Genomic DNA, 23,514 nt, shown 5'->3' with positions numbered 1-23,514 from the left:
ATCGGTATTGCCCTCCTCAGGCAGCCGCCTCATACAGCTTCGGCGCGGCCACTTCGCCGCTTTCCAGGCTCTTGCGCAGAATATCGGCCTGCACGGCAGCCGCCTTCATGGCGCTTTCCTTGATGTAACCATAGCCGCGAATGCGTTCCGGCAAGCGTGCCAGACTCAAGGCGGTGTGGCGATTCTGCGCCTGAAGGTGCTGCAGGATCAGCTCGACATCGCCGACATAGCGGTCAATCAGCGCCCTCTCCTGCTGACGTTCGAGGCTGTGACCGAACGGATCGAGCGCCGTGCCACGGAGGAATTTGAATCTCGCCAGCACATCGAAAGCGCGCAGCATCCACGGGCCAAAGCTGCGTTTGCGCGGTAACCCGTTGTGCGGATCGCGCTTGGCCAGCCACGACGGTGCCAGATGAAACTCCAGTCGATAGTCGCCTTCGAACTGCGCTTGCAACTGGCGGGTAAACTCGCCGTTGCTGTAAAGCCGCGCCACTTCGTATTCGTCCTTGTAGGCCAGCAATTTGAAGTAGTTGAAGGCCACCGCCTCGGTCAGCGTCGGCTGCTGACCGGGAAACGCCCGCGATTCGCTGTCGCGCACGCGTTGCACCAACGCCAGATAGCGCTTGGCGTAGGCAGCGTTCTGATACTGCTTCAAGGTATCGACGTTACTCTGGATACGCTGATCAAGGTCCATCGATTGCGGCTCGCTGACCTTGTCTTGTGGATTGACGAAGGCCTCCACAGCGGCGGGATCATGCGCGGTACGACGCCCCCAGAGAAACGCCTGCTGATTCAGGTTGACCGCTACGCCGTTGAGTTCGATGGCCTTCTCGATGGCCGCCGAGGTCAATGGAATCAGGCCCAACTGGAACGCATAGCCGAGCATGAACAGGTTGCTGGCGATGCTGTCGCCCATCAGTCGGGTGGCCAGCGATGTAGCTTCGACAAAGTGGGTCTTCGCCGCGCCGACCGCCTCGATGATGGTCTGCTTCATGGCTTCGGCCGGAAACACGGCATCCGGATTGCGCGTGAACTCGGCGGTCGGTGTTTGCTGACTGTTGACCACCGCATGGGAAATCTTGCTGTCGAGCTTGGCGATCGCGTCCGGGCCGGCAGCCACCAGCAAGTCACAGCCGAGCAGCAGGTGCGCTTCACCGGCGGCGATACGCACGGCAAACAGATCCTCCTGGCGCGCGGCAATGCGGATATGGCTGACCACCGGGCCGAATTTCTGTGCCAGACCGGCCTGATCGAGCACGCTGCAGCCCTTGCCCTCCAGATTCGCGGCATAACCCAGCATCGCGCCGACAGTGGTCACCCCAGTGCCGCCGACACCTGGCAGGAGAATATTGAACGGCCTGTCCAGCGACGGCAATACCGGTTCCGGCAGACGCGCGAACGCCTCGACCTGCTTGGGCAACGCAGGCTTGCGCAGTTTGCCGCCGTGCACGGTGACGAAGCTTGGGCAGAAACCCTCGACGCAACTGAAATCCTTGTTACAGGCGCTCTGATCGATTTCGCGCTTGCGCCCCTGCGCGGTTTCCTTGGGCAGCACAGACAGGCACCCGGATTTGACCCCGCAATCGCCGCAGCCCTCGCACACCGCCGGGTTGATCAACGCGCGCTTTTCCAGATCGGGCATGGTGCCGCGTTTGCGACGGCGGCGCTTTTCAGTGGCGCAGGTCTGGTCGTAGATGATGACCGACACGCCTTTGAACTCGCGCAACTCGCGCTGCACGCTGTCCAGATCGCGCCGATGATGAAAGGTGGTAATCGGCGCGAAGTCCTCACGACTCGGGTACTTGTCCGGTTCGTCGGAAACCAGCGCGATGCGCAGCACGCCTTCGTTGAACACCTGACGGCTCAGTTGATCGACGCGCAGCACGCCGTCGATCGGCTGGCCACCGGTCATGGCCACCGCATCGTTGTAGAGAATCTTGTAAGTAATGTTGACCTTGGAGGCCACCGCCGCACGCAGCGCCAGGTGCCCCGAGTGAAAATAGGTACCGTCGCCCAGGTTCTGGAAAACGTGTGGGGTTTCGGTGAACGGCGCCTGACCGATCCAGGTCACGCCCTCGCCGCCCATCTGGGTAAACGTGTCGGTTTCGCGGTCCATCCAGATGGTCATGTAATGGCAGCCGATCCCGGCCAGGGCGCGGCTGCCCTCCGGCACCTTTGTCGAGGTGTTGTGCGGGCAGCCGGAGCAGAAATGCGGGGTGCGCTGGGTGTTGAACAGCGGCGCCTGCAGCGCTTGCTCCTTGTCACTGAGAAACTGCAGGCGCGCTTCGATCTGCGGGCTGCTGTAGAACGGCGCGAGGCGTTTGGCGATCACCCTGGCAATCATCGCCGGAGTCAGCTCGCTGAGGTTCGGCAGCAGTGAGCGGCCCTGCTCGTCGAACTCGCCGACCACCACCGGCCGGCGTTCCACGGGCCAGTTGTAGAGCTGACCGGTCAACTGGTCTTCAATGACACTGCGTTTTTCCTCGACCACCAGAATTTCGTCCAGCCCTTCGGCAAAATCGTGCACCGATACCGGTTCCAGCGGCCAGCTCATGCCGACCTTGAGCACGCGAATCCCGACCTTCTCGCACAGCTCCTGATCGATACCCAGCTCTTCGAGGGCCTGGCGCACGTCCAGATAGGACTTGCCGGTGGTGATGATGCCCAGCCGCGGTTGCGCAGAATCGATCACCACCTTGTTGAGCTGGTTGGCGCGGGCGAAGGCCCTGGCTGCGTAGATCTTGTAGGTATTGAGTCGCGCTTCCTGAGCCAGCGGCGGATCCGGCCAGCGGATGTGCAAGCCGCCTTCGGGCAGGTCGAAATCGTCGGGGATACGGGTTTTGATCCGCAATGGATCGACCTCGACCACCGCGGAAGAGTCGACGTTCTCGGCAATGGTCTTCATCGCCACCCAGCAACCGCTGTAGCGCGACAGCTCCCAGCCAATGATGCCGTAGTCGAGAATCTCCTGGACATTACTGGGGTTGAGCACGGGGATCATCGAGGCGATGAACGCATGCTCGCTCTGATGGGCGATGGTCGATGATTTGCAGCCGTGGTCGTCGCCCGCCAGGATCAGCACACCGCCATTGGCGGCAACACCGGCTGAGTTGCCGTGCTTGAACACATCACCGCAACGGTCTACCCCCGGCCCCTTGCCGTACCAGAGGGCGAACACGCCATCGTACTTGCCATGCGGGAACAGGTTGACCTGTTGACTGCCCCAGACCGCCGTGGCGGCCAGTTCTTCGTTGATGCCCGGCTGAAAATGGATGGCGTTTTGTCGCAGGTAGTCCTTGGCGTCCCAAAGGCTCTTGTCCAGATTACCCAGCGGCGAACCGCGGTAGCCGGAGATGAACCCGGCAGTGTTCAGGCCCTGCGCCTCATCGCGCTGCTTTTGCAGCATCGGCAGGCGGGTCAGGGCCTGTGTGCCGGTCAGGTACAGATTGCCGGTGGCAAGCCGGTATTTATCATCCAGACGAATATCAGCCAGGGACATGCGCATACCTCTCTTGTTCTTATAAGTCAGGTCATTTGCACCGGGACGGTCCTGCCCGGCAGCCTTGCAACTAGACTGCCAGCAGCAAAGAGGCTTTTTCTTTCTAAATGCGCGCAAATCTGCTGATATTGAGCATGCTTTTTTCGACCAGAACAAAAAACAAGGTCAATTCATGCAGCCAAAATTGAGCCCCATCGATCGCAAGATTCTTCGTCTGCTGCAACATGACGCCAGCCTGTCGGCCGCGGAAATCGCCGAACGGGTCGAGCTGTCGCAATCGCCCTGCTGGAGGCGTATTCACCGGCTTCAGGAAGACGGGGTGATCGAACGCACGGTCGCCCTGCTCAGTACCCAGAAGCTGGGACTGAGCATGACGGTGTTCGTCGAGGTCAAGCTGTCAGGCCATGGCCGCCGCTATCTGGCCGAGTTCGAGGAGGCAATCATCGGCCACCCCGAGGTGCTGGAGTGCTATACGATGGCCGGGGGGATGGATTTCATGCTCAAGGTTGTGGCTCAGGACATCGCCAGCTACGAACGCTTTCTGCGCGATCATTTGCTGCAATTGCCCCACGTCCACGAGGCCCACTCGAACATCGCCATGAGCACGGTAAAGCGCACCACGGAGCTGCCGCTGGACTAGACGATATAGGGGGAGAATCGAGAAAAGAAAATCCGCCGAGCGAGCGCTGGCGGATTATCGGTATCAATGAGGGCAATAAAAACATTTGACTTGCAAATGATAATGATTATTATTGCATCAGCGGGTCGCGAGACTCGCTGCTGGATAACCCGGAAGTCTTAGGTCGGCTTCCAGATTATCTCCTCATCAGGCTAATCACGGTTTTTGACCCGGCTTTTTGCCGGGTCTTTTTTTTGGTTCTTTCTTTATGGTTTCGCTGCTTCAGGCTAATGAAGTCTGGGTATTGCGCGGTGTGTTGCAATGACGCGGATCATAGCAAAGGCGCCTCGATCAAGGCCATGCTTTTAGGGCAAAAACGCCTGGATGCGGCAGATAAAACGTAAATGCTGGGACTTTTCACTTGAGAATGATTCTCGTATTCACTAGTCTACGCTTGTCACGGACGCTACCCGACATCGCAAGGAAGATTCCCATGGACGACCAGCGAGCAATACATCATGAGTAATCAGCTCTCGTCTCTACTGCACCTCCCCGCCCGCCTGCCCGAGCCGCAACCCACGCTGCAGGCCATCGAACTCGGCCACCGCCTGGGCAAGCTCTCGCGCCGGACCCGGCAGATATTCCTGCTCAGCCGACTCGACGGCCAGGCCTATGCCGACATTGCAGCCTTCATGAACGTCGATATTGCCCGGGTAGAGCGTGCGATGCTTCGTGCGCTGGGCAAGGCCCACGTGCCTGGCGCGGCTGACACCACAAGCGCTGCCACTCAGGCCGCCATTCAGGATCAGGCCAGCCGCTGGTATGTGCACTTGCAGAGCCCTGCGGCAACCGCCAGTGAACGCATCGAGTTTCGTCACTGGCTGGACGCCGATGCCGCGCACCTTTCGGCCTTCCAGAACAGCGAGCGACTGTGGCGTCAGTTGCAGGCACCCGCCTCTTTACTCGGCGCATCCGGCTGGCATCGGCGCAAGCGCCGCGTGTATCTGGCCTGGTGCCTGCTGACCGCCTTCATCTGCAGCCTGATGGTCACCGCCGAGGCCATCTCCTGACGCGCAGATGACCGTTGCAGTGAAGTTTACGTCGCAGGACGCGATGTCGATCGGTGTACAGTAGCGGCCTGAAAAGGCATCTACGCAGCAGGCACCTATCTTGACTCTCACTATCGGTTCAGATTTCGACAGCGGCAACATTCAGGTTCTCGACGCAAGCGACCCGGCGCATATCAGGCTGGCGATTCGGCCCGACACGCAAAGCGCGCATTTCCAGTGGTTTCATTTCAAGGCAGACGGCCTGAACGTCGGCCAGACCTACGGCTTCAGCCTCACCAATGCCAGCCAATCCACTTTCAACAGTGCCTGGAGCGGCTACAACGCCGTGGCGTCCTACGACCATCAGAACTGGTTTCGTGTCGCGTCGGATTTCGACGGCAAGGCGCTGAATTTCAGCCTGGCCGCGGAGCAACCGCAGGTCTGGTTTGCGTACTTCGAACCCTACAGCCGTGAACGCCATGACTGGCTGATCGAACAGGCGCAGGAAAAAGCCGGTACACAGTTGCTGGCTGTCGGCAAAAGCGTCGAGGGCCGGGATATTCAGCTGCTGCGCAAAGGTGACGGTGCCGAAGGCAAACGCAAGATCTGGATGATTGCCCAGCAGCACCCTGGCGAACACATGGCCGAATGGTTCATGGAGGGCGTGATCGAACGCCTCCAGCAAAAGGATGACGCCGCGCTGCAGCAATTGCTGGCCGAGGCAGACCTGTACCTGGTGCCGAACGTCAACCCGGACGGGGCCTTTCATGGCCACTTGCGCACCAACGCCAGCGGCAAGGACCTTAACCGTGCCTGGCAGGACAGTACCGAAGCGCTGAGCCCGGAAGTGTCCTTCGTCAGGCAGCAGATGGAAAAATACGGCGTGGACATGTTCCTCGACGTGCACGGTGACGAAGAAATCCCCTACGTATTCACCGCGGCCTGCGAAGGCAATCCGGGGTATACCGCACAGCAACGCCAGCTTGAAGAGCGCTTTCGCAGCCGCCTGTGCGAGGTCAGCGACAACTTCCAGACGGCTCATGGCTACCCACGCGGCGCACCCGGTCAGGCCAACATGAACCTGGCCGCCAATGCTGTGGGCGAACGCTACAAGTGCCTGTCACTGACCCTGGAAATGCCCTTCAAGGATCACGACAACGCGCCAGACCCGGTCACCGGCTGGTCAGGCAAGCGTTCCGCGCAACTGGCCGGGGACATACTGACCGTGCTGTCCGAGATGGTAAAAGAGCTTCGCTAAGGGCTCTGCTGTCTTCAGGCAAACCGAAATGCCCACCTACGCGTGGGCATTTTTGTTTGCGCTGGCCGCACGGCGTACGATCAGACTGGCCAGCGCGATCAGCGCCAGCGTGATCACCACTGCCCCGTAGACATTGCTGGTCATCACCAGCCCTGCCGAGCGGGCAAAGAATCCGGCGACCAGTGCCGGTATGCAGAAGGCCAGGTAACTGAGCACCAGAAAAGCCGACATCAGCCCGCCCCGCTCGTGGGCATGCGCCAGTGGCATGAGCATGCGCAGCGCGCCCAGAAAGCTCGATCCGAAACCCACACCTGCAACCACTGCACCGACGAAAAACAACCACAGCAAACCGAGGTTGATCGAAAGCAGGACCACCGCAACACCCAACGGCAGAAAGCTCGCGCCAACCCATAAGCCGAGCACCGGCTCACGCTGACGCAGCGTCAGAATCGCCGCAGCGCCGCTTAGAGTCAGCGCCGCAACCGCCAGGCCGCCATTGAGCGGTGAGGTGGAGCCGGTCGCCGCCACCAGCAAGGACGGGCTCAACGACAGAAAGAAGCCGCCCAGCGCCCACGCGGCGATGTCCACCGGCAGGACCAGCCATAGCATGTGCCGTGCCTGCTGCGGAACATGCAACGAGGGCTTGAGGGATTGCCAGACACCGGGCTGGCGACTGACGGTTTCCTCGACGCGTCCCAGGTACAGGGCCTGACTCAGGAATGCGGCCAGCAGCAAGCAGTAACCGAGCATCAGCGGCAACGGCGCGAACTGCGCCAGCAGTGCCGTGCCCAGAGCGCCAACGGCCATGCCGAGCATCGGCGAAATACTGTTGATCAACGGTCCTTTGACCGAATCACTGTCCAGCAAGGCTGCGCCCAGTGCGCTGGCCGCCAGCCCCGTTGCAAAACCCTGCAGCAGGCGCGCGGCCACCAGCCAGCTGACATCACTGGCCAGAATGAACAGCAGCATCGAGACGCTTTGCAGCAGCAAGGCACCGAAAATCACCGGGCGCCGTCCCAGATAGTCAGACAGCGATCCGCCCATCAGCAAGGCAGCCAGCAGGCTGAATGCATATACTGCAAAAATCAGGGTAAGCACGCCCGCAGAGAATCCCCATGCCTCCTGATACAGGTGATAAAGCGGCGTGGGCGTGCTGGACGCAGCGAAAAAGCATAACGTGGTAAACGCCAGAAACCCGAGATGGTTTCGTGCCCGACCGTCAGACTTCACGTCTGGCGACGTCGAATCGTTTGAAGAAAGGGACATGGATACGCTCTCCGCCAATGCAATCTGTTAAAGCCATAAATTAGCTTTTGCGGAGTGTGCGACGTGATAGCGCTTAAAGCAAATACTTTGTGTTAAGGTCCGCCGTATGGCTATCAAAGAAGCAGTTCGCACCGGAGGCCGCAGTGCCCGGGTGCAGGAATCCATTCACCGCGCGGTCCGCGATTTGTTGCAGGAACACGATCGGTCAGCACTCAGCGTGCCGATGATCGCGACCCGCGCAGGCGTCACGCCGTCGACTATTTATCGCCGCTGGGGTGATCTGACCACGTTGCTGGCGGACGCTGCCCTGGAGCGTCTGCGCCCTGACGTGCCGATCGATCAGGGCAGCCTGCATCAGGACCTGCTGACCTGGAGTGAAATGTATCTGGACGAAATGTCCTCGGCACCTGGCCGGGCATTGATGCGCGATGTCGCCGCCAGCACCTCCGGCTGTGTCGGCAAGTGCGCGGCAATGGTTCGCGAGCAGCTGCAGGTCATGATCGATCGTGCCATCGCTCGCGGCGAGGTTTCTCCCAGTGCCGACGACATGATCGATGCCGTCGTTGCGCCGATGATTTACCGGATTCTGTATGCCGAATCGGCACCTGCGCCCGAACGCGTGCGTCAATGGGTCGACCGCTGCCTGAGCTGAGCCGCTTTGCAGGGAGTCAGCGGCGGCAACTCCCGTTATCATGCGCGCCTCGTCCGACATCAATGACCGAACCTATTCATGCATACCCTCGCAGACCTACGCGCCGGCAAGCTGGCAGGCATCAAACGGCTTGACCTCTCCTGTGGCCTGAGCGAATTCCCGGTCGAAATCTTCGACCTGGCCGACACGCTGGAAGTCTTGAACCTCAGCAGCAACAGGCTGACCTCGCTGCCTGACGACCTGGGTCGCCTGACCCGCCTGCGCGTGCTGTTCGCATCAGACAACGCCTTTACACACCTGCCGGAAAGCATTGGCCAATGCCCGCAGTTGCAGATTGTCGGCCTCAAGGCCAACCGCATAGAGCAGGTCAGCGCCGCGGCACTGCCGCCGCGCCTGCGCTGGCTGATCCTCACCGATAACCGCATCGAGTTGCTGCCCGACGAATTGGGCCGCCGCCCAAACCTGCAAAAGCTGATGCTCGCCGGCAACCGCTTGCGCACCCTGCCCGCGACCCTCGCGCAGTGTCACAGGCTGGAACTGATCCGCATTGCCGCCAATCGCCTGACCGAGTTGCCGGACTGGCTGCTGAGCCTGCCTGCGCTGGCATGGCTCGCCTTCGCCGACAACCCGCTGTGCGCCGAACGTCCCAACGCGCCGATCCGGGAAATCCCCTGGCAACACCTGAGCCTTCACCAGCGCCTGGGCGAAGGTGCGTCGGGGATCATTCAGCAGGCGGTCTGGCACGACGCCGGCGCTGAGCGCATGGCAGCGGTCAAGCTGTACAAGGGCGCGGTCACCAGCGATGGCTCGCCACTCAATGAAATGGCCGCGTGCATCGCAGCAGGCCGCCACGCACAGCTGATCGAGGTGCTTGGACAGATCAGCGGACATCCCGAGCAGCAGCGCGGCCTGGTCATGGCGCTGATAGCCCCTGATTTCGGCAATCTGGCCGGGCCGCCGAGCCTGGAATCCTGTAGCCGCGATGTTTACGCCAGCGATACGCGCTTTTCCCTGCCGGTGCTGCTGCGCCTCGCTGAAGGCATCGCATCGGTCACCGCGCACCTGCACGCCCGCGGGATCACGCATGGCGACCTTTATGGTCACAACATTCTTGTGCAGGAGGATGGCCATTGCCTGCTCAGCGACTTCGGCGCGGCGTCCTTTCACCCGTCAGCCGGGCTGGGTGAGGCGCTGGAGCGCATCGAAACGCGGGCATTCGGTATCTTGCTGGGGGAATTGCTGGAGCGTTGCGAGGCAGATCCGCAGGATCAGAACGTCATGGCGGGTCTACAGGCGCTGCAGGCGAGTTGCGTGCAGCCTGATTGCCAGCAACGACCGTCGCTGGCAGAGGTTCTTCTACAGATAAAAACATGGAGCGCGTAAAGCGCTCCATTGCGCAGTGATCAACCTGCCAGGCCCACGTACACGTTCTGCACGTCATCGTGGTTGTCGATGGCTTCGAGAAACGCTTCGACTTCGGCCATCTGCTCATCGGTCAGGCCGTCCACGGTGCTTTTCGGGCGATAGCCCAGTTGCGCGGACTGGACGGTGAAACCGAACTCCGGGAGCGCCTTGCAGACCGCGTCCATGTCGGTGGATTCGGTGAGGAACAGCGTCGCGCCCTCTTCACCTGGCTCGAAATCCTGAGCGCCGGCCTCGATTGCCGCCAGCTCCGGGTCGGCATCCGCTGCTGCAGGAACAGCTTCGATCATGCCCTGATACAAAAAGTCCCACGAAACCGAACCCGCAGCGCCCAACTGGCCCTTGCGGAACAGCACGCGAATTTCCGAGACCGTCCGGTTGATGTTGTCGGTTAGGCACTCGACGATCACCGGCACGCGGTGTGGCGCAAAACCTTCGTAGGTCAGACGCTCGAAGTTGACGCTCTCACCCAGCAGGCCTGCGCCCTTCTTGATGGCACGCTCCAGGGTCTCGCGCGGCATCGAGGCCTTCTTGGCCTGCTCGACCACCAACCGCAGACGCGAGTTCATGTCCGGGTCTGCGCCAGCGCGAGCTGCGATCATGATCTCCTTGGACAGCTTGCCAAACGTACGTCCCTTGGCATTGGCTGCCGCTTCTTTATGCTTGACCTTCCACTGTGCGCCCATGTCTGCTCTCTTGATTCGCTAGGCACCTCGCCGCCTGCGCCTGCATGACTGACAGAACGCGGCGCTGGCAAGGCGCTGAAAAAGGGTCACCGGCAAATACCCTGTCCGGCGCGGCGCATTTTATACGCGATCACGGCAGATGAAACCCCCGACAGACAGATTGGCCTTATGAACTCGCCAGGATGGCTGCCAATCCGGCCAACGGCAATCATCTTCTTTCTGTCACCGCTTGTAGGCTCTTTCCGAAAAACCTTGCAGCAATGCTTTTGCGCCTCCTTATTCCGTAACCTGCGCGGCCCCGTTTTTGAAGCTAGAGAGCCCCGCAGATGCGCAAGGACCTGCAAGTGCCCTTCATGCTGGCGATCACCGACTGCCAGCCGGATCTGCATATCATCAACTTCGCCGGCCATGAAGCCCTCAACGAAACATATCGCTTCGACCTCTGGATGATCGGCAGCCACCCGCAGCTGGATGTGCGCAGCCTGCTGCATCGCGAAGCGTTTTTAAGCTTCGGCGAATCTGGCGGCGGCAGGCATGGCCGTATCGAGCATGCGGCCCGGCTGCACAGGGGGAATCGCGTGAGCCTTTACCATCTGATTCTGGCGCCTGATCTGCAGCGGCTGGCGCAACACCGACAACGCCGCACCTATCAGGACCGTGCGATTCCTCAACTGATCGTGCGGTTGCTTGAAGCACACGGTATCGAAACGAACGCTTACCGCTTCGAGCACGTGAACGGTCTTTATCCTGCCAGGCCGCTGCATATCCAGTACGACGAAAGCGATCTGCACCTGTTGCAGCGCCTGTGCGAGGAAGAAGGCATGCATTTCCGCTTCGAGCATCGCCGGAGCGGCCACCGGCTGGTGTTCTCGGACGACCCTGCCAGCTTTCCGGCGCAGCCATTGCCGGTGCGTTTCAAGCGCCCGCAAGCGTCAGACGTGCCTAGAGAGACGCTGTTACACCTGGCCGAGCGACTGGGGTTTCCGCAGTTTTCAAGACAACCCGCCGACCACCCGCAACCTGCGCACGCACCTTCTTCGCCGCACGATGCACACCCTCTGACGATCGCGGCCAATCATGCCTTTCAACCGCCAGGCTTACGTGGAGCGATCAGTCCCCGGGAGGCACTGAGTCGGCAGCGTGGCAGTCGCGGACTGGAGCGCCTGCGTTGCGAACGGAGTGATGTCAGAGGACAAAGCATCGACACCGCCTTGCAGTGTGGTGAAGTCATTCAGGTGCTCGATCACCCGGAGCCATTGCTTAATGATCAGTGGTTGCTGACCGAAGTTGTTCACGCAGGCAGGCAGTTACAGGTGCTGAAGGGCGCCGCCGCTCATGATGCGCTGGCAATCCTGCGCATCCTCGTCGAAGCGCAACGTTCGTCACCCGAGGCTGAACAACTGCAAGGCAACGGTTACTGCAACAGCTTCAGGGTAATACCCTGGGCAACGCCGTTTCGCCCGTCGATCAGCCACCCTCGACCCATTGTCACCGGTGAGCATTTCGCCACCTTGCAGCGCAACGACAACCAACCGGACCCACCCGGATATCGTTCAATCCGCTTCGACTGGCAAGCTCAAGGCCCGGAAGACGAACCCGCACAACGTTGGCCGGTGGCAAAAGTCGCCTGCCCGGAGATTCATCGGCTACCGGCGGGTACACGTGTGCGGGTCTGCTACCTCGACAATCATCCCGAACGCCCCGTGATCTGCGCGGCACTGTTAGCGAATCCGGGGCAGGACGCAGTGACTGCTTACCCCACCGACTGCGTTCGACTGGCGAACGGTCAGCGCCTGCACATCAACGCGCATGACGGATTCACAGTGCGCGGGCGGACCGCCGAGTTGCAGGTCGACGCGCAACGCATTCTGATCGTTGCCCATGCAGATCAGCAGTCCTTGAAATCGGGCTGGCGCTTGTCGATGAAGGCGCGCATGCCCTCCTTCTGATCCTGGCTGGCGAAGGCGGCGTGAAAAACCCGGCGCTCGAAGCGGATGCCTTCGGCCAGGCTCACCTCGAACGCGCGGTTGACGCTCTCTTTGACCATCATCGCCACTGGCAGGGATTTACTGGCGATGACCGCTGCCACTGCAAGCGCTTCCGGCAGCAACTGATCGAGCGGCAGCACGCGGGCCACCAGACCGGCGCGCTCGGCCTCGTGAGCATCGATCAATCGGCCGGTCAGGCACATCTCCATGGCCTTGGCCTTGCCGACTGCGCGGGTCAGACGCTGCGTTCCGCCCATCCCCGGCAACACGCCGAGATTGATCTCGGGCTGTCCAAACCTGGCGTTCTCGGCAGCCAGAATGAAATCGCACATCAATGCCAGTTCACAGCCGCCACCCAAGGCAAAACCGGCCACCGCAGCCACCAGGGGTTTGCGTCGGGCCGCGACCCGGTCGCTGTCACGAAACAGGTCATCGAGGTAGATCTGCGGGTAGGACAGGTCGACCATTTCCTTGATGTCCGCACCAGCGGCGAAGGCTTTTTCCGAGCCGGTCAGCACGATGCAGCCGATCGCACTGTCCGCCTCGAACTGATCGAGCGCATGGTTCAATTCGTTGATCAGACGCGCATTCAAGGCGTTCAACGCATCGGGCCGGTTAAGTCTGACCAGGCCCACACCACCTATAATCTCAATGAGAATAGTCTCGTAAAGCATTGATAAATATCCTTTTTATTTAATTACACAATCAGCAGCTTTTTATAGATTCAACATTCAATTATTAGATCAAGCCATTGATTAACAAGGCTAATTCAACAACTCGATAGCTATCGCAGTAGCTTCACCGCCGCCGATGCAGATCGCCGCCAGGCCACGCTTGAGTTGTCGATGCTGCAAGGCCGCCAGCAGCGTCACGATGATCCGCGCACCCGAGGCGCCGATCGGATGACCAAGCGCGCAGGCACCGCCATTGACATTGACTTTATCGTTCGGGATGCCCAGCTCGCGCATTGCCACCAGTGGCACCACCGCAAACGCCTCATTGATCTCGAACAGATCCACATCATCCAGGCTCCAGCCTGTCTTGCCCAAAAGGCGCTGAATGGCGCCTATCGGCGCTGTTGGAAACAGGCCCGGCTCGTCGGCAAATGCCGCATGCGCATGAAACACCGCCAGAGGCCGCAGGCCACGCCTTTGAGCCTCGGACTGACGCATCAACAGCAGCGCTGCTGCGCCGTCGGAGATAGAACTGGAGTTGGCCGCGGTGACCGTGCCGCCCTCGCGAAAAGCGGGTTTGAGCGTGGGTATCTTGTCGGGACGCGCCTTGGGGGGCTGCTCATCGTGGGTGATTTGCCTCGACTCCTTGCCCACGGTGACTTGCACCGGCACGATCTCGGCGTCGAAATGGCCTTCGGCAATGGCCTTTTGCGCGCGAGCCAGTGAGGCCAGGGCAAACGCATCCTGCGCCTCGCGAGTGAAACCGTTGAGCCCGGCGCAGTCCTCGGCGAAGGTGCCCATCAGCCGTCCTGGCTCATAGGCATCCTCGAGGCCGTCGAGAAACATGTGATCGAGCACCTTGCCGTGCCCCATGCGATAACCGCTGCGCGCGCGGTCCAGCAGGTAAGGCGCATTGGACATGCTCTCCATGCCGCCAGCCACCACCACCGCAGTACTGTCTGCCAGCAACAGGTCATGGGCCATGATTGCGCTCTGCATGCCGGAACCGCACATCTTGTTGACCGTGCTGCACAGCGTCGCATGGCTGAGCCCGGCACCCAGCGCCGCCTGCCGAGCGGGTGCCTGGCCCAGACCTGCCGGCAGCACACAACCAAACAGCACATGCTCCACGTCTGCAGGCTCGATGCCTGCCCGCTCGACAGCGGCACGGATGGCGATCGATCCCAGCGCGGTGGCACTGAGGCTCTGCAGATCGCCCTGAAAACCACCCATGGGCGTGCGCACGGCACTGACAATGACCACGGGGTCTTGATGAGGGGGTGTCCTTTCGATGGACATGGCTATCTCCAGTCTTGTTTTTATAGGTACGGTTTTCTAAAGGTACGGGGGAATCATCAACCTGCTGCCTTGCAGACGCAATGGTTGAGGCAGGCAGATTAGCCGCTATCCCGGCATCGTGCCCGACGCGGCGAATCTCTCACCACTGGCGAGGTCTGAAGATCACTGAACCTGACGCTGGAGCACACGAATGCCGCTACGCCTGATCCGCGCCCTGCTCTCGGGGCTGCTCATCCTCGGCTTGAGCGCCTGTGCGCTGATTCCCCATCGAGACCCGCTGGCGATCAGTGTCGTGGGTATCGAACCCATCCCCGGCCAGGGCCTGGAACTGCGCATGGCAGTCACGTTGCGGGTGCAGAATCCAAACGAGACCGAGATCAACTACAGCGGCGTCGCGCTGGACCTGGACGTGAACGACAGGCTGCTGGCCTCCGGGGTCAGCAACCAGAAAGGCACTGTAGGACGCTTCTCCGAGGCAGTGCTGGTGGTGCCGGTCAGCGTGTCGGCATTCGCTGCCTTGCGCCAGGCACTGGGGCTTAGTCAGAGCCAGCGTCTGGACAATCTGCCCTATACGCTTCGCGGCAAGCTGGCCGGCGGCCTGTTCGGCACAATGCGCTTCAGTGACAGCGGCACGCTGGATTTGCGCCAGGCCGAGGGAGATCCCTGGTAACAAGTCATTACCGGTGGTAATGCCTGTCGGGGTTTGGCAGGGTATACGGGACGATACAGGTGGCATGCTTTCTGCTGGCTGACGGCAGTGCATGCTCTGCACCTCTCCACCCTCAAGGAAGATTTGCCAATGACCCCGCAGAACCCGTCAGCACGTTTTTTCCCGACCTTTCTGGCCCTTGTGGCGCTGATGCTCAGCCTGTGCGTAGCACCGGCATGGGCTGCAGAAAAAAGCGCCAAGCGCGGCATCGCCTACGACATCGCCCTGCCCGCCGACCTGAGTGCGTTATCTGCAGGCGTGAGCTGGTGGTACAACTGGAGCCCCAGGCCCCACGACCGCCTGGCGTCGTACGACTACGCCTCGATGTACGGCGTGGATTTCATTCCGATGGTATGGAACGGCAACGTTGACGACGGGCAGTTGAAGCAATACCTGCTGGCTCACTCAGCCATCCGCTATCTGCTGGTGATCAATGAGCCGAATCTGCTCGATCAGGCCAACATGACGCCCGAAGCGGCGGCCGGCTTCTGGCCGAGACTGGAACAGATCGCCGCCCAGACCGGCGTAAAACTGGTGGGGCCAGCGATGAACTGGGGAACCATGCCGGGCTACGGTGACCCGGTCGTGTGGCTCGATGCCTTCTACACAGCCTATCGGTCGATGAATCAGAATCGCGACCCGCGCATCGATTACCTGGCTTTTCACTGGTACGACTATGGCTTGCCAGGGATGCTCGACCGGCTGTCGAAGTACGGAAAACCCTTCTGGGTCACCGAGTTCGCCAATTGGCACGCTCCGGATGACGGAGCGCAGATTGATTCGGTCGACAAGCAGAAGCAGCAGATGGCGGAAATGGTCGCCACCCTCGAGCAGCGCCAGGACGTGTTCAGATACGCCTGGTTCACCGGCCGGATGAACCCTGACCCGCACTTTTCAAGTTTGCTGGACGCTGAGGGCAAGCTGACTGAGCTGGGCCAGTATTACCTGTCGCTGCCACACAGCGAGTAAGCCCTTGCGGCTCGGTCAACGCATTTTCGCAGCCTCTCAGCGAGGCTGCGCCGACCTCGGTCAGACCGCTGATGATGTGCTGGGTGTAGGGAAATGAATGATCGGGTTCCAGGACTCTTGTCGAGATCAACAGCCCTTCCCTGACCAGCGTGTCGACTGTCGCCACGCAAACGTGGATTGCCGGGGCGCTTGAATACGCGCGCACCAGTTCCCTGTAGATCTGACCGAAGGTCAGTTTTTGCGGTTTGCTGAAGCACAGGCGACCGACGATGCTCAACACCGCGAGGTCGACCCGCTGTTTTCCCTCACTCACCACGATTGCCTTTAACGTAATAAAAACTGACGCGCCGTCGGCTGATTATCCCTATTGCCCTTGCGCCACCTGCACACGGCCATGGTCGGTCGGTAATGCACACTTTCACGTCCAAATTTAATGGAATAGAAATTAAAGACGTCGTTAATTAACGTGCACTTCAAGGCCTGAAAATTCCTTTAAGCGCGCATTAATTCACGTGTACATCCCGATACTTTCTCTTAGGGAGCCGGCTTTTTAAAACGCGCACGAACCACGAGGATGCAAAGCTTACCAGCTCGCTAAACCTAACGACAATTAGGTTTATTAAAAAACAATAAAACTCTAACATTTGATGATTTAATGGATTTTTATGGCTGCAAAATGGCTAAATTACCGATTTTATTCTTAAAAATCGGTCTAAAACCTCCGGCCTATTCTGAAAAAACCACATGATGGCCAGGTGGCATCATTTATTAAAATCTCCATTACTCATACTTTAGCGACCTGTGAACTGTTTACTGTCGCGCTGGACTGATTGTTCAGCCGAGCTTTGTGCCATCGCAACAGCCGTCCGTTTTTATCCTGCAAACCATCAATCGAGATTCAATCGATGACTAGATCAATGCTGTCTGTTTTCAGTGCAGTACTTCTGTGCGCGCAAAGTGCCTTAACTTTCGCCGCGGACTCAACTTCCAGCACACCTGCCGCTGGGTCCGATCAACAGATCCGGACGCAGGTGGAAGCCAAGCGCGACCAGTTGTCAGGCGCCGACAAGATCAACCCGGCCCAACAGCAGAGTTCGTCGTCCCTGCTCGACGCGCCGGTGAACACCGACGACGCCCCTGCCCAGGCACAACGACCATGAACAACCTCAATCAACCGATCACATCGACCGCAAGGACATTTGCCTTGTCAGCCTTCAAACAGACGCTGGGCCTGAGTCTGCTGACGTTCAGCGTCATGCAGGCCAACCTTGCACTCGCCGCCGTGACCCCGGCGACCGGCAACGAAGTCGAAGCGCGCGTCAGCTCGATTCTCGACAACATGAACCAGTCGGAAAAGATCAACTTCACCCGCGTCAACGACGGTCACATGATCCCGTCGCTGCTCAAGTGGGGCATCAAGGGCACCGTGGCGTATGACTCGTCCATGGGCGTGCACGTCAACAACGCCACCTTCGGCGCCCAGTACCCGTCGCAGTCTGCGCTGGCAGCGACCTGGAGCATCAACCGGGCCAAGGAATTCGGCCTGGCCATCGCTTATGAAACGCGAATTTCCGGCGGCCAGCAGATGCTTTCGCCAGGCGTGAACCTGTACCGGACGCCCTACAACGGCCGCTCGGCAGAATACGTCAGCGGTGAAGACCCGTTCCTCGGCGCCGTGCTGGCACCCGCTATCGTCAACGGCATTCAGGCTCAGGGCATCCAGGCCAGCGGCAAGCACTACCTGGCCAACGAGCAGGAAGCCAATCGTCAGGCGATCGACGTCAAGGTCGATGAGCGCACCCTGCGCGAACTGTACCTTCCAGGCTTCGAGTCGATGGTGAAGAACGCCAATGTCGCCTCGATCATGTGCGGCTTCAACAAGGTCAACGGCGACTATGCCTGTGAAAACCATCACCTGATCACTGAAGTGCTCAAGGGCGAATGGGGCTATCAGGGCATGGTCATCAGTGATTTCAACGCCATCCACGATGCCTTCAAGGGCGCGTGGGCCGGTACGGACATCGACATGCCCTCCGGCCTGCAGTTTACCGAAGCCAATCTCCTGCCCTACCTGTGGAGCGGGCAACTGACCCAGAACGTGATCGACGACAAGGTCAAACGCAACCTGCGTGGCATCGTCAGCTACGACCTGCAGAACAACCTCAACACCGCCAAGACCTTGGAACATCCGGAATACGGCATGCGTGCCGCGCTGAATACCGCGCGCGAATCCATCGTGTTGCTGCGCAACGAGAACACCGCTGCCGGCAAACCGCTGCTGCCGCTGGAGCGTTCGGCGAAAATAGCCGTGATCGGCAACTGGGCGCACGACGTACCGGCATCGCCTTTCGGCACCGCCAATTCACCGCCCAACAGCTACGTGACCGAGCTGAGCGGCTTGCAGCAACTGGCCTCCAGCAGTAGCGATGTCACGTATCTGTCAGAGATGAGCCTGAATCCGGCGAGCTCGGTGTGGTATCAGCCAGCAACCGGCGACAACGGGATCAGCAACGCCGGGGTAAAAGCCGAATACTTCTCCAATACCAGCTTTTCCGGTGACCCGGTACTGACGCGCGTCGAGCCCGGCGTGAACCTGAACTGGACCACCGGCAGCAACGTGACCAACGCAGGCAGCACGGCAGTGTCTGGCTTCAGCCCGACAGCCGGCGCTTTCTCGGCACGTTTCACCACTACCATCAAGCCCACCATTTCGGGCGCCCAGGCGTTCAAGGTGCGTGCGGATGGCCCGTACAAACTCTGGGTCAATGATGAGCTCATCGTGCAGAGCGACGGCGTGCCTTACTCGGGCGATGTGGTGAATGCACTGACAACGTCGGGGAAGACTGCCGCATTGTCAGCCGGCAAGACCTATACCGTGAAACTGGAATACCAGCGCGTACAGGGTAATTTCATTCCCGCACTGGGCGGCCTGACCGGCGTGCAGATGAGCTGGGCTTCGTTGCGTCCGCCGAAGGATCTGTCGAAATACGATGCGGTGGTGGTTGCGACCGGGACCACGTCTGAAAACGAAGGCGAAGGTTCCGACCACGGCTTCGATCTGCCGGACCAACAGGCTGAACTGATCAGCTTCGTTGCCAAGGCCAACCCCAACACCATCGTGGTCATGCACGGCGGTGGCGTGGCCAATATGCAGCCATGGGCGAACAAGGTCGGCGCCACGCTGCAAGCCTGGTTCCCGGGCCAGCAAGGCGGTCAGGCACTGGCCGAGATCCTCTACGGCAAGGTCAACCCGTCGGGCAAGTTGCCGGTCACGATCGACAAGAACATCGAGGATAACCCGAGCTATGCCTCTTATCCGGATCCGGCGGCCTATCGCGGCAGCAACCCGCTGACCGAGATGACCTACAGCGAAGGCCTGTACATGGGTTATCGCGGGTATGACAAGAAACACGCCAAGCCGCTTTATCCATTCGGCTATGGCCTGTCCTACACCACGTTCAGCTACAGCGACCTGAAACTGTCGACCAACGTGCTGACCCCAGGCTCGACGATCGACGTGAAATTCACGGTGACCAACACCGGCGACAAGGCCGGCTTCGAGGTGGCGCAGCTGTATGTGCAGCCGGTCAAACCTGCCGTGGACCGTCCGGAGAAAGAGCTCAAGGGCTTCACCAAGGTGTACCTGCAGCCGGGCGAGAGCAAGACCGTCAGCGTACCGATAGACTCGCGCTCCCTGGCTTACTACGTCGACAAGACGGCAAGCTGGGACGTCGATGCCGGGAAGTTCAAGATCCTCGTCGGCGCGGATTCGGAGAACCTCACGCTCAACAGGACGCTGATCACCCTGTACCCGGAAAAACTGACCACGCGTGACAGCAACCCGCTGCCATTGCCACTGCGCAAGGCAGTCCAGGTCAGCGCGGCACAGACCTACTGATGCACCCCGTCAAGGCTCATGGATGAGCCTTGATATCCCTTCCCAATCGCTGCACGTAGATATCGAAAACCGCCATGACATCCACGTCGCGGGGGCTTCGCAGCCACTGAATCTGCAAGCCGTCCATGACCGAGAAGATCTCCTGGGCCAGGGCTTTGACATTGATATCGCCGCGCACTTCCCCCGCTTCTATCAACGCCTGCAAATGGCTGCGTGCGTGTTCGTGGGTCAGCTGGAATCGCTCAAGGTGCCAGGCCCATGCCGGGTGCGCCTTCGACAGGCTCTCGGTATTCATCAGCAGCGCTGCCTGACACTCCTCGGCATTCTCGATACTGAAACTCATGCTCAGCTTGAGAAACTTCAGAAACCCTTCAAGCGTCGGCTCGGTGACCAGATCCTGAAAGCGCGAGGTGACCCGCTGGTCCCTACGCTCCAGCAAGGCGGCGAGCAAGGCTTCCTTGTTGGGAAAATGGTGCAGCAACCCTACCGTAGTGATACCGGCAAGCAGTGCAACCTCGCGCATCGACGCACTCGAATAGCCGTCTCTGGCAAAAACGACGGTAGCGGCATCCAGCAAGGCCTTTCTGCGCATGTCTCCCTTGGGCGCGCGGCGACGCTTGGGTGGGGCCGTTTCTGCGGATTCATTCCCTGATTCTTCGATGACCATAAAAACCTGATAACGCCTTGATTCAATGTGCCCCGATGCTCATGACCGGGGCCCTGCTGGTAAAAAACCGTTTCGCCGTCAGCGACGCCGTGGTGATGGAGATCAGCGCGATGAGCGCATTGCCGGTAAACATGCCGGGCAAGGCGCCGCTGCTGCCGAACCAGTGGGTCCCGGCGAAGACGAACGGCACTGTACCCGCCGTTGCCCTGAGCCAGGCAAATACCGCGACCCACCACGACCTGTTCATGGTCAGGAATACCGCGATGGCGACGAAATCCAGGCCTATCAGAACCCAGAGGCCACCGCCCCACAAGCAAAAGGCCATGAACACGGCACGGGCTTCGTCACCCAACTGGTAGAGGTCGGCAATCATGCCACCACAGAGCAGCAGCACCAGCCACACGGCCAGCCCGTAACAGACCACCAGCCGCCGGGTAAAAACGACCGCAGATCGCACACGATCATCGCGGCTCGCACCAATGTTCTGACCCAGCACCGGAGCCAGCGCGCCAGGCAGGGCAAAAAAGGCGCAGTAGGAAAACTGTATGACCCGATCCAGCACTGTCATGGCGGCCAGAGCCGAGGTGCCAAATGCCGAAAGCGAGGCGACAAGATAAGCCAAACCGACCGGCGTCGCCAGATTTGCCGCCATCGCCGGAAGCGCCAGCCTGAAGGTATGCCGCGCATGCAGGCGCAACAGTTTCAGATTGCGCGTGAACACTATGCCTATTCGGCTGCGCACCCAGTACAGCCCGATGGAAGCGGAAACTGCTGCAGACACAGCGAAGGCGATCCCTGCACCGTCGAGCCCCAGGCCGAGTGCAAAGATGAAAAACGGGTCCGCCACCGCCAGCGTGGCGGCAGCGGACAGCACGACGCCCATCGCCCGGCGGTTGTCACCAATGGTTCTGAGCATCTGCGCCGACATCTGCATCACCGCCTGCAACGCGGTAAAAGGCAGGGTCAACCAGATAAAACTGCGCGCTGCCTCGTAAGTGGCCGCCTCGGCACCCAGCCATCTTGTGATCGGCACGATGAACGTCAACTGCGCGGCGGCGGCCAGACCGCCGACCGTAATCACCATGAGCATCAGACTGCCGGTGAGCCTGGGTATCGACCTGGCCGCCCGATGGCCGATGCGCGCGGAAAGCACCGAGGCCCCGGCGATGATCAGGCCGGTCGCCAGCGCGCCGTTGAAAAACATCAGGACCTTGGCAATACCGACCGCCGCCAGAAGCACGGGGTCATGCAGCATAGACACATAGACCAGCGTGAGAATGTCGACCAGAAAGACGGCGAACAGGCTCAAGGCGCTGGCACTGGCGGTGACGACGATATGGCGCGCTACGCTGCCCTGGGTGAATCTTGCACTGGCTTGGGCCATCAACGTTCTCAAAAGGCCTTACGGATCAGGAAGGCAAGACACCCTCACCAGGACGCCCTCACGCTACACGTGAAGAACGATCAGCGCCGGATTGTCGGGGCGCTGTCGGGCTGCTACCTGCTCGCCGCCATCAGACGATTCACTTCACTGCGGACCATGTTGGCGTATTCCGGGGGACTCATGGTGTCCAGCTCGGAACGAACCCACTCAGACCACTTGCCCTTGCGTTTGGCGCGTTCGCCCATCAGGCGTGCTGCCTCGCCCTTGGCCTTGCCCAGATTGCTCTGCCACAGTTCGAACAGCCGGGATTTTTCGTCTTCCAGAGCGGTACGTTCAGGGAGCGGCCGATTGGCCAGATTGAAACTCATCACAGTCACCTACGGCTAAAAACGGCTGCATCTTACACCCGTAAGGGGCATTGCTTGCAGAGTCTTGCGTCGGGTCATTCAAGCAATTGCAACTTTTCAGGATGCGCGAGACTCCATTGAACACTGTTGCCACCACTTGAAAGGAATACACCCATGGCTCGTAAGACCCCTGCTCAACAAGCTGCCGATCAAATCAAGGATCAGGCATTCAGTGACCTGCAGGCACTGATCGAAGAATCCGACAAACTGCTCAAGGAAAGCGCTGCACTGGTTGGCGAAGAAGCAGAGACATTGCGCGCGCAGTTGAGCGTCAAACTCAAGCAGGCACTGGACTCGATGGCCAGTGTTCGCGACCGTACCAAGCCGGTTGTCGAAGCGACCGAAACCTACATCGGTGGTCATCCATGGCAGACCGTGGCTATTTCTGCCGGCTTTGGCCTGGTAGTTGGCCTGCTGCTGGGTCGTCGTTGATCGACTGATTGACGGCATCGCGGGTCAGGTTACCGGCCCGCGATGCCGTTGCAGTAAGATGCCGTTGCAGTAAAGTGTGATGAAGCAGATGTAAACCTGGCGAACGCCCTTAGCGGGTGTGCTGCACCACCGAAGGCTCGGCAAAACGGTGCGACTTGGTCACCTTCGCCTGTAACGCCACGCGCTCTTCCTCGGCCTTGGCCTGGCTTTCATAAGGCCCTATCAATACCTGCTGCTTACCGTCCACGTCCACGATGATCGGGGCATAACTGCGCTCGAGCAACCAGGCGCTGGAATCGCTGACCGCCTCCCGCGAGTTCATCTGAATGAACCACTGCGGCGTAGAGACCGGAGCAGTCGCTGCCGTCCCCTGGACTTTATCCCTGGCGGGCCCGCCTCCATCGCATCCGGCCAGAGCCAGTACCGCTATCATCATTACCGTCTTGCGCACGTAGGTCTGCTCCTCGTCTGAAGTGGCGCGAGTCTAACATTGCCGCGCGGCCCGTTGATCACCTGTGTCGAGGTGTCGCACTGCCTCTGCAATGACGTGAAGTACCGACAATACGGGGCTATCGCCACATCAGGCAGGTTTGGCGGCAACCGTCGATCATGTAATCAGATATTTCGTTGCATATA

Annotated in this window: 20 protein-coding genes and 1 pseudogene; 11 read left to right on the top strand and 10 right to left on the bottom strand. The window is 60.0% G+C overall.

Annotated elements, in window-relative coordinates; genetic code table 11:
- Window positions 1–16: 16 nt before the first annotated feature.
- Complete coding sequence (locus tag KBY02_RS13245; protein WP_096134852.1) at window positions 17–3,499, bottom strand: indolepyruvate ferredoxin oxidoreductase family protein; 3,483 nt, start codon at window positions 3,497–3,499, stop codon at window positions 17–19.
- 172 nt (window positions 3,500–3,671) lie between these two features.
- Between KBY02_RS13245 and KBY02_RS13240 the strand changes: the two genes are divergently transcribed.
- The 3 genes from KBY02_RS13240 to KBY02_RS13230 all read left to right on the top strand — a co-directional run bounded on the left by KBY02_RS13240 (window position 3,672) and on the right by KBY02_RS13230 (window position 6,425).
- Complete coding sequence (locus tag KBY02_RS13240) at window positions 3,672–4,139, top strand: Lrp/AsnC family transcriptional regulator (protein ID WP_002553253.1); 468 nt, start codon at window positions 3,672–3,674, stop codon at window positions 4,137–4,139.
- 497 nt (window positions 4,140–4,636) lie between these two features.
- The gene (locus KBY02_RS13235) at window positions 4,637–5,188 is read left to right on the top strand and encodes a DUF4880 domain-containing protein (protein ID WP_011268161.1); all 552 of its coding nucleotides are present in this window, start codon (window positions 4,637–4,639) and stop codon (window positions 5,186–5,188) included.
- A 100-nt stretch (window positions 5,189–5,288) separates the two neighbouring features.
- The gene (locus KBY02_RS13230; protein ID WP_011268162.1) at window positions 5,289–6,425 is read left to right on the top strand and encodes a M14-type cytosolic carboxypeptidase; all 1,137 of its coding nucleotides are present in this window, start codon (window positions 5,289–5,291) and stop codon (window positions 6,423–6,425) included.
- Between the two features lie 36 nt (window positions 6,426–6,461).
- Here KBY02_RS13230 and KBY02_RS13225 read toward each other — a convergent pair whose 3' ends face one another.
- Window positions 6,462–7,691, bottom strand: a complete 1,230-nt coding sequence (locus KBY02_RS13225) for an MFS transporter (protein ID WP_225650563.1) — start codon at window positions 7,689–7,691, stop codon at window positions 6,462–6,464.
- Between the two features lie 106 nt (window positions 7,692–7,797).
- On the opposite strand from KBY02_RS13225, the gene KBY02_RS13220 reads away from it, so the two are divergent.
- The gene (locus KBY02_RS13220) at window positions 7,798–8,343 is read left to right on the top strand and encodes a TetR/AcrR family transcriptional regulator (RefSeq protein WP_011268164.1); all 546 of its coding nucleotides are present in this window, start codon (window positions 7,798–7,800) and stop codon (window positions 8,341–8,343) included.
- A 78-nt stretch (window positions 8,344–8,421) separates the two neighbouring features.
- Window positions 8,422–9,726 carry a leucine-rich repeat-containing protein kinase family protein gene (locus tag KBY02_RS13215; protein ID WP_024651155.1) on the top strand — a complete coding sequence of 435 codons (1,305 nt, stop codon included), beginning with the start codon at window positions 8,422–8,424 and terminating at the stop codon, window positions 9,724–9,726.
- Window positions 9,727–9,746: 20 nt separating this feature from the next.
- Here the strand turns inward: KBY02_RS13215 and KBY02_RS13210 are convergent, their stop codons facing one another.
- Window positions 9,747–10,451 (bottom strand): YebC/PmpR family DNA-binding transcriptional regulator, encoded by a 705-nt coding sequence (locus KBY02_RS13210; RefSeq protein ID WP_003364547.1) that lies wholly within the window; start codon window positions 10,449–10,451, stop codon window positions 9,747–9,749.
- A gap of 326 nt (window positions 10,452–10,777) precedes the next feature.
- Here KBY02_RS13210 and KBY02_RS13205 point away from each other — a divergent pair, with 326 nt between their 5' ends.
- Window positions 10,778–12,400 (top strand): type VI secretion system Vgr family protein, encoded by a 1,623-nt coding sequence (locus KBY02_RS13205; protein ID WP_225650562.1) that lies wholly within the window; start codon window positions 10,778–10,780, stop codon window positions 12,398–12,400.
- Here the strand turns inward: KBY02_RS13205 and KBY02_RS13200 are convergent.
- Entirely contained in the window at window positions 12,340–13,113 is a 774-nt protein-coding gene (locus KBY02_RS13200) for an enoyl-CoA hydratase (RefSeq protein ID WP_024651156.1), read from the bottom strand. The genes KBY02_RS13205 and KBY02_RS13200 overlap by 61 nt on opposite strands.
- A gap of 90 nt (window positions 13,114–13,203) precedes the next feature.
- Window positions 13,204–14,412, bottom strand: a complete 1,209-nt coding sequence (locus KBY02_RS13195) for an acetyl-CoA C-acyltransferase (protein WP_058821918.1) — start codon at window positions 14,410–14,412, stop codon at window positions 13,204–13,206.
- A gap of 190 nt (window positions 14,413–14,602) precedes the next feature.
- On the opposite strand from KBY02_RS13195, the gene KBY02_RS13190 reads away from it, so the two are divergent.
- Together KBY02_RS13190 and KBY02_RS13185 are read left to right on the top strand one after the other, a co-directional pair.
- On the top strand, window positions 14,603–15,082 hold the full coding sequence (locus tag KBY02_RS13190; protein WP_003400587.1) for an LEA type 2 family protein: 480 nt from the start codon (window positions 14,603–14,605) through the stop codon (window positions 15,080–15,082).
- A 129-nt stretch (window positions 15,083–15,211) separates the two neighbouring features.
- Complete coding sequence (locus KBY02_RS13185) at window positions 15,212–16,090, top strand: glycoside hydrolase family protein (RefSeq protein ID WP_024642675.1); 879 nt, start codon at window positions 15,212–15,214, stop codon at window positions 16,088–16,090.
- A 37-nt stretch (window positions 16,091–16,127) separates the two neighbouring features.
- Here KBY02_RS13185 and KBY02_RS26265 read toward each other — a convergent pair.
- Window positions 16,128–16,424: pseudogene (locus tag KBY02_RS26265) on the bottom strand (hypothetical protein); the annotation flags it as partial.
- 583 nt (window positions 16,425–17,007) lie between these two features.
- Between KBY02_RS26265 and KBY02_RS13180 the strand changes: the two are divergent.
- Both KBY02_RS13180 and KBY02_RS13175 read left to right on the top strand, forming a co-directional pair.
- Window positions 17,008–17,250 carry a hypothetical protein gene (locus KBY02_RS13180; RefSeq protein ID WP_024642676.1) on the top strand — a complete coding sequence of 81 codons (243 nt, stop codon included), beginning with the start codon at window positions 17,008–17,010 and terminating at the stop codon, window positions 17,248–17,250.
- Complete coding sequence (locus KBY02_RS13175) at window positions 17,247–19,988, top strand: glycoside hydrolase family 3 protein (protein ID WP_032657595.1); 2,742 nt, start codon at window positions 17,247–17,249, stop codon at window positions 19,986–19,988. The genes KBY02_RS13180 and KBY02_RS13175 overlap by 4 nt, the downstream gene beginning before the upstream one ends.
- Before the next feature lie 16 nt (window positions 19,989–20,004).
- On the opposite strand, the gene KBY02_RS13170 is transcribed toward KBY02_RS13175, so the two are convergent.
- The 3 genes from KBY02_RS13170 to KBY02_RS13160 all read right to left on the bottom strand — a co-directional run bounded on the left by KBY02_RS13170 (window position 20,005) and on the right by KBY02_RS13160 (window position 22,407).
- A complete protein-coding gene (locus KBY02_RS13170) occupies window positions 20,005–20,655 on the bottom strand; it encodes a TetR/AcrR family transcriptional regulator (protein ID WP_011268171.1) in 651 nt (216 codons plus the stop codon).
- 22 nt (window positions 20,656–20,677) lie between these two features.
- The gene (locus KBY02_RS13165) at window positions 20,678–22,039 is read right to left on the bottom strand and encodes an MATE family efflux transporter (RefSeq protein ID WP_003400566.1); all 1,362 of its coding nucleotides are present in this window, start codon (window positions 22,037–22,039) and stop codon (window positions 20,678–20,680) included.
- Between the two features lie 113 nt (window positions 22,040–22,152).
- Window positions 22,153–22,407, bottom strand: coding sequence for a hypothetical protein (locus tag KBY02_RS13160; RefSeq protein ID WP_003315380.1), 255 nt, complete (start codon window positions 22,405–22,407; stop codon window positions 22,153–22,155).
- 153 nt (window positions 22,408–22,560) lie between these two features.
- Between KBY02_RS13160 and KBY02_RS13155 the strand changes: the two genes are divergently transcribed.
- Complete coding sequence (locus tag KBY02_RS13155; protein ID WP_003400563.1) at window positions 22,561–22,878, top strand: DUF883 family protein; 318 nt, start codon at window positions 22,561–22,563, stop codon at window positions 22,876–22,878.
- A 109-nt stretch (window positions 22,879–22,987) separates the two neighbouring features.
- Here KBY02_RS13155 and KBY02_RS13150 read toward each other — a convergent pair whose 3' ends face one another.
- Complete coding sequence (locus KBY02_RS13150) at window positions 22,988–23,329, bottom strand: hypothetical protein (RefSeq protein ID WP_003319121.1); 342 nt, start codon at window positions 23,327–23,329, stop codon at window positions 22,988–22,990.
- Window positions 23,330–23,514 lie beyond the last annotated feature (185 nt).

The organism is Pseudomonas sp. P129, assembly GCF_020312195.1.
GTDB lineage: Bacteria > Pseudomonadota > Gammaproteobacteria > Pseudomonadales > Pseudomonadaceae > Aquipseudomonas > Aquipseudomonas fragariae.
Note: the sequence above shows the minus strand (reverse complement) of the source record. Positions and strands in the feature narration are given on the sequence as shown.

Bases quoted from the DNA above. Each gene is read 5' to 3' on its own strand.
- KBY02_RS13165 (WP_003400566.1), bottom strand. From the start codon at position 22,039: ATGGCCCAAGCCAGTGCAAGATTCACCCAGGGCAGCGTAGCGCGCCAT.
- KBY02_RS13200 (WP_024651156.1), bottom strand. From the start codon at position 13,113: ATGCTTTACGAGACTATTCTCATTGAGATTATAGGTGGTGTGGGCCTG.
- KBY02_RS13155 (WP_003400563.1), top strand. From the start codon at position 22,561: ATGGCTCGTAAGACCCCTGCTCAACAAGCTGCCGATCAAATCAAGGAT.
- KBY02_RS13205 (WP_225650562.1), top strand. From the start codon at position 10,778: ATGCGCAAGGACCTGCAAGTGCCCTTCATGCTGGCGATCACCGACTGC.
- KBY02_RS13210 (WP_003364547.1), bottom strand. From the start codon at position 10,451: ATGGGCGCACAGTGGAAGGTCAAGCATAAAGAAGCGGCAGCCAATGCC.
- KBY02_RS13160 (WP_003315380.1), bottom strand. From the start codon at position 22,407: ATGAGTTTCAATCTGGCCAATCGGCCGCTCCCTGAACGTACCGCTCTG.
- KBY02_RS13190 (WP_003400587.1), top strand. From the start codon at position 14,603: ATGCCGCTACGCCTGATCCGCGCCCTGCTCTCGGGGCTGCTCATCCTC.
- KBY02_RS13225 (WP_225650563.1), bottom strand. From the start codon at position 7,691: ATGTCCCTTTCTTCAAACGATTCGACGTCGCCAGACGTGAAGTCTGAC.
- KBY02_RS13220 (WP_011268164.1), top strand. From the start codon at position 7,798: ATGGCTATCAAAGAAGCAGTTCGCACCGGAGGCCGCAGTGCCCGGGTG.
- KBY02_RS13235 (WP_011268161.1), top strand. From the start codon at position 4,637: ATGAGTAATCAGCTCTCGTCTCTACTGCACCTCCCCGCCCGCCTGCCC.
- KBY02_RS13240 (WP_002553253.1), top strand. From the start codon at position 3,672: ATGCAGCCAAAATTGAGCCCCATCGATCGCAAGATTCTTCGTCTGCTG.
- KBY02_RS13215 (WP_024651155.1), top strand. From the start codon at position 8,422: ATGCATACCCTCGCAGACCTACGCGCCGGCAAGCTGGCAGGCATCAAA.
- KBY02_RS13180 (WP_024642676.1), top strand. From the start codon at position 17,008: ATGCTGTCTGTTTTCAGTGCAGTACTTCTGTGCGCGCAAAGTGCCTTA.
- KBY02_RS13185 (WP_024642675.1), top strand. From the start codon at position 15,212: ATGACCCCGCAGAACCCGTCAGCACGTTTTTTCCCGACCTTTCTGGCC.
- KBY02_RS13170 (WP_011268171.1), bottom strand. From the start codon at position 20,655: ATGGTCATCGAAGAATCAGGGAATGAATCCGCAGAAACGGCCCCACCC.
- KBY02_RS13195 (WP_058821918.1), bottom strand. From the start codon at position 14,412: ATGTCCATCGAAAGGACACCCCCTCATCAAGACCCCGTGGTCATTGTC.
- KBY02_RS13245 (WP_096134852.1), bottom strand. From the start codon at position 3,499: ATGTCCCTGGCTGATATTCGTCTGGATGATAAATACCGGCTTGCCACC.
- KBY02_RS13175 (WP_032657595.1), top strand. From the start codon at position 17,247: ATGAACAACCTCAATCAACCGATCACATCGACCGCAAGGACATTTGCC.